Raw genomic sequence first — 4,551 nt, 5'->3', positions numbered from 1 at the left:
CGCCTGGTAAGCAGAGTTTTTGAAATGTAAGGCCTTTGAATAAGACAAAAGGCTGCCTCATCGCTAACTTTGCAACAGTGCCGGTAAATCCATGCTGGCCCTGCAACTGGCCGCACAGATTGCAGGCGGGCCGGATCTGCTGGAGGTGGGCGAACTGCCCACCGGCCCGGTGATCTACCTGCCCGCCGAAGACCCGCCCACCGCCATTCATCACCGCCTGCACGCCCTTGGGGCGCACCTCAGCGCCGAGGAACGGCAAGCCGTGGCTGACGGCTTGCTGATCCAGCCGCTGATCGGCAGCCTGCCCAACATCATGGCCCCGGAGTGGTTCGACGGCCTCAAGCGCGCCGCCGAGGGCCGCCGCCTGATGGTGCTGGACACGCTGCGCCGGTTCCACATCGAGGAAGAAAACGCCAGCGGCCCCATGGCCCAGGTCATCGGTCGCATGGAGGCCATCGCCGCCGATACCGGGTGCTCTATCGTGTTCCTGCACCATGCCAGCAAGGGCGCGGCCATGATGGGCGCAGGCGACCAGCAGCAGGCCAGCCGGGGCAGCTCGGTACTGGTCGATAACATCCGCTGGCAGTCCTACCTGTCGAGCATGACCAGCGCCGAGGCCGAGGAATGGGGTGTGGACGACGACCAGCGCCGGTTCTTCGTCCGCTTCGGTGTGAGCAAGGCCAACTATGGCGCACCGTTCGCTGATCGGTGGTTCAGGCGGCATGACGGCGGGGTGCTCAAGCCCGCCGTGCTGGAGAGGCAGCGCAAGAGCAAGGGGGTGCCCCGTGGTGAAGCCTAAGAACAAGCACAGCCTCAGCCACGTCCGGCACGACCCGGCGCACTGTCTGGCCCCCGGCCTGTTCCGTGCCCTCAAGCGGGGCGAGCGCAAGCGCAGCAAGCTGGACGTGACGTATGACTACGGCGACGGCAAGCGGATCGAGTTCAGCGGCCCGGAGCCGCTGGGCGCTGATGATCTGCGCATCCTGCAAGGGCTGGTGGCCATGGCTGGGCCTAATGGCCTAGTGCTTGGCCCGGAACCCAAGACCGAAGGCGGACGGCAGCTCCGGCTGTTCCTGGAACCCAAGTGGGAGGCCGTCACCGCTGATGCCATGGTGGTCAAAGGTAGCTATCGGGCGCTGGCAAAGGAAATCGGGGCAGAGGTCGATAGTGGTGGGGCGCTCAAGCACATACAGGACTGCATCGAGCGCCTTTGGAAGGTATCCATCATCGCCCAGAATGGCCGCAAGCGGCAGGGGTTTCGGCTGCTGTCGGAGTACGCCAGCGACGAGGCGGACGGGCGCCTGTACGTGGCCCTGAACCCCTTGATCGCGCAGGCCGTCATGGGTGGCGGCCAGCATGTGCGCATCAGCATGGACGAGGTGCGGGCGCTGGACAGCGAAACCGCCCGCCTGCTGCACCAGCGGCTGTGTGGCTGGATCGACCCCGGCAAAACCGGCAAGGCTTCCATAGATACCTTGTGCGGCTATGTCTGGCCGTCAGAGGCCAGTGGTTCGACCATGCGCAAGCGCCGCCAGCGGGTGCGCGAGGCGTTGCCGGAGCTGGTCGCGCTGGGCTGGACGGTAACCGAGTTCGCGGCGGGCAAGTACGACATCACCCGGCCCAAGGCGGCAGGCTGACCCCCCCCACTCTATTGTAAACAAGACATTTTTATCTTTTATATTCAATGGCTTATTTTCCTGCTAATTGGTAATACCATGAAAAATACCATGCTCAGAAAAGGCTTAACAATATTTTGAAAAATTGCCTACTGAGCGCTGCCGCACAGCTCCATAGGCCGCTTTCCTGGCTTTGCTTCCAGATGTATGCTATTCTGCTCCTGCAGCTAATGGATCACCGCAAACAGGTTACTCGCCTGGGGATTCCCTTTCGACCCGAGCATCCGTATGAGACTCATGCTCGATTATTATTATTATAGAAGCCCCCATGAATAAATCGCTCATCATTTTCGGCATCGTCAACATAACCTCGGACAGTTTCTCCGATGGAGGCCGGTATCTGGCGCCAGACGCAGCCATTGCGCAGGCGCGTAAGCTGATGGCCGAGGGGGCAGATGTGATCGACCTCGGTCCGGCATCCAGCAACCCCGACGCCGCGCCTGTTTCGTCCGACACAGAAATCGAGCGTATCGCGCCGGTGCTGGACGCGCTCAAGGCAGATGGCATTCCCGTCTCGCTCGACAGTTATCAACCCGCGACGCAAGCCTATGCCTTGTCGCGTGGTGTGGCCTATCTCAATGATATTCGCGGTTTTCCAGACGCTGCGTTCTATCCGCAATTGGCGAAATCATCTGCCAAACTCGTCGTTATGCATTCGGTGCAAGACGGGCAGGCAGATCGGCGCGAGGCACCCGCTGGCGACATCATGGATCACATTGCGGCGTTCTTTGACGCGCGCATCGCGGCGCTGACGGGTGCCGGTATCAAACGCAACCGCCTTGTCCTTGATCCCGGCATGGGGTTTTTTCTGGGGGCTGCTCCCGAAACCTCGCTCTCGGTGCTGGCGCGGTTCGATGAATTGCGGCTGCGCTTCGATTTGCCGGTGCTTCTGTCTGTTTCGCGCAAATCCTTTCTGCGCGCGCTCACAGGCCGTGGTCCGGGGGATGTCGGGGCCGCGACACTCGCTGCAGAGCTTGCCGCCGCCGCAGGTGGAGCTGACTTCATCCGCACACACGAGCCGCGCCCCTTGCGCGACGGGCTGGCGGTATTGGCGGCGCTAAAAGAAACCGCAAGAATTCGTTAACTGCACATTCGGGATATTTCTCTATATTCGCGCTTCATCAGAAAACTGAAGGAACCTCCATTGAATCGAACTAATATTTTTTTTGGTGAATCGCATTCTGACTGGTTGCCTGTCAGAGGCGGAGAATCTGGTGATTTTGTTTTTCGACGTGGTGACGGGCATGCCTTCGCGAAAATCGCACCTGCTTCCCGCCGCGGTGAGCTCGCTGGAGAGCGTGACCGCCTCATTTGGCTCAAAGGTCGAGGTGTGGCTTGCCCCGAGGTCATCAACTGGCAGGAGGAACAGGAGGGTGCATGCTTGGTGATAACGGCAATTCCGGGAGTACCGGCGGCTGATCTGTCTGGAGCGGATTTGCTCAAAGCGTGGCCGTCAATGGGGCAGCAACTTGGCGCTGTTCACAGCCTATCGGTTGATCAATGTCCGTTTGAGCGCAGGCTGTCGCGAATGTTCGGACGCGCCGTTGATGTGGTGTCCCGCAATGCCGTCAATCCCGACTTCTTACCGGACGAGGACAAGAGTACGCCGCAGCTCGATCTTTTGGCTCGTGTCGAACGAGAGCTACCGGTGCGGCTCGACCAAGAGCGCACCGATATGGTTGTTTGCCATGGTGATCCCTGCATGCCGAACTTCATGGTGGACCCTAAAACTCTTCAATGCACGGGTCTGATCGACCTTGGGCGGCTCGGAACAGCAGATCGCTATGCCGATTTGGCACTCATGATTGCTAACGCCGAAGAGAACTGGGCAGCGCCAGATGAAGCAGAGCGCGCCTTCGCTGTCCTATTCAATGTATTGGGGATCGAAGCCCCCGACCGCGAACGCCTTGCCTTCTATCTGCGATTGGACCCTCTGACTTGGGGTTGATGTTCATGCCGCCTGTTTTTCCTGCTCATTGGCACGTTTCGCAACCTGTTCTCATTGCGGACACCTTTTCCAGCCTCGTTTGGAAAGTTTCATTGCCAGACGGGACTCCTGCAATCGTCAAGGGATTGAAACCTATAGAAGACATTGCTGATGAACTGCGCGGGGCCGACTATCTGGTATGGCGCAATGGGAGGGGAGCAGTCCGGTTGCTCGGTCGTGAGAACAATCTGATGTTGCTCGAATATGCCGGGGAGCGAATGCTCTCTCACATCGTTGCCGAGCACGGCGACTACCAGGCGACCGAAATTGCAGCGGAACTAATGGCGAAGCTGTATGCCGCATCTGAGGAACCCCTGCCTTCTGCCCTTCTCCCGATCCGGGATCGCTTTGCAGCTTTGTTTCAGCGGGCGCGCGATGATCAAAACGCAGGTTGTCAAACTGACTACGTCCACGCGGCGATTATAGCCGATCAAATGATGAGCAATGCCTCGGAACTGCGTGGGCTACATGGCGATCTGCATCATGAAAACATCATGTTCTCCAGTCGCGGCTGGCTGGTGATAGATCCCGTCGGTCTGGTCGGTGAAGTGGGCTTTGGCGCCGCCAATATGTTCTACGATCCGGCTGACAGAGACGACCTTTGTCTCGATCCTAGACGCATTGCACAGATGGCGGACGCATTCTCTCGTGCGCTGGACGTCGATCCGCGTCGCCTGCTCGACCAGGCGTACGCTTATGGGTGCCTTTCCGCAGCTTGGAACGCGGATGGAGAAGAGGAGCAACGCGATCTAGCTATCGCGGCCGCGATCAAGCAGGTGCGACAGACGTCATACTAGATATCAAGGGCACTGTTGCAAAGTTAGCGATGAGGCAGCCTTTTGTCTTATTCAAAGGCCTTACATTTCAAAAACTCTGCTTACCAGGCGC

General features: G+C 59.2%; 4 protein-coding genes and 1 pseudogene. All 5 read left to right on the top strand.

The genetic code is table 11. From position 1 onward, the window contains the following. Window positions 1–79: 79 nt before the first annotated feature. Window positions 80–799, top strand: a pseudogene (locus FTE26_RS08260) (helicase RepA family protein); the annotation flags it as partial. Continuing rightward, window positions 786–1,637, top strand: coding sequence for a replication protein C, IncQ-type (repC, locus tag FTE26_RS08255; RefSeq protein WP_000240536.1), 852 nt, complete (start codon window positions 786–788; stop codon window positions 1,635–1,637). The pseudogene FTE26_RS08260 and the gene repC, both read left to right, overlap by 14 nt. A 307-nt stretch (window positions 1,638–1,944) precedes the next feature. Next, entirely contained in the window at window positions 1,945–2,760 is an 816-nt protein-coding gene (gene sul2, locus FTE26_RS08250) for a sulfonamide-resistant dihydropteroate synthase Sul2 (RefSeq protein WP_001043265.1), read from the top strand. Between the two features lie 60 nt (window positions 2,761–2,820). Continuing rightward, entirely contained in the window at window positions 2,821–3,624 is an 804-nt protein-coding gene (gene aph(3'')-Ib, locus FTE26_RS08245) for an aminoglycoside O-phosphotransferase APH(3'')-Ib (protein ID WP_001082319.1), read from the top strand. Then, window positions 3,624–4,460: an aminoglycoside O-phosphotransferase APH(6)-Id gene (locus tag FTE26_RS08240; protein WP_000480968.1), complete on the top strand. Its 837-nt coding sequence runs from the start codon at window positions 3,624–3,626 to the stop codon at window positions 4,458–4,460. Before aph(3'')-Ib ends, FTE26_RS08240 begins: the two co-directional genes overlap by 1 nt. The last annotated feature ends 91 nt before the right edge of the window (window positions 4,461–4,551 follow it).

The organism is Escherichia sp. S10b (assembly GCF_028421345.1).
GTDB lineage: Bacteria > Pseudomonadota > Gammaproteobacteria > Enterobacterales > Enterobacteriaceae > ECMA0423.
The sequence above is the reverse complement of the archived record's forward strand: the minus strand, read 5'-3'. Positions and strand labels throughout refer to the sequence as shown.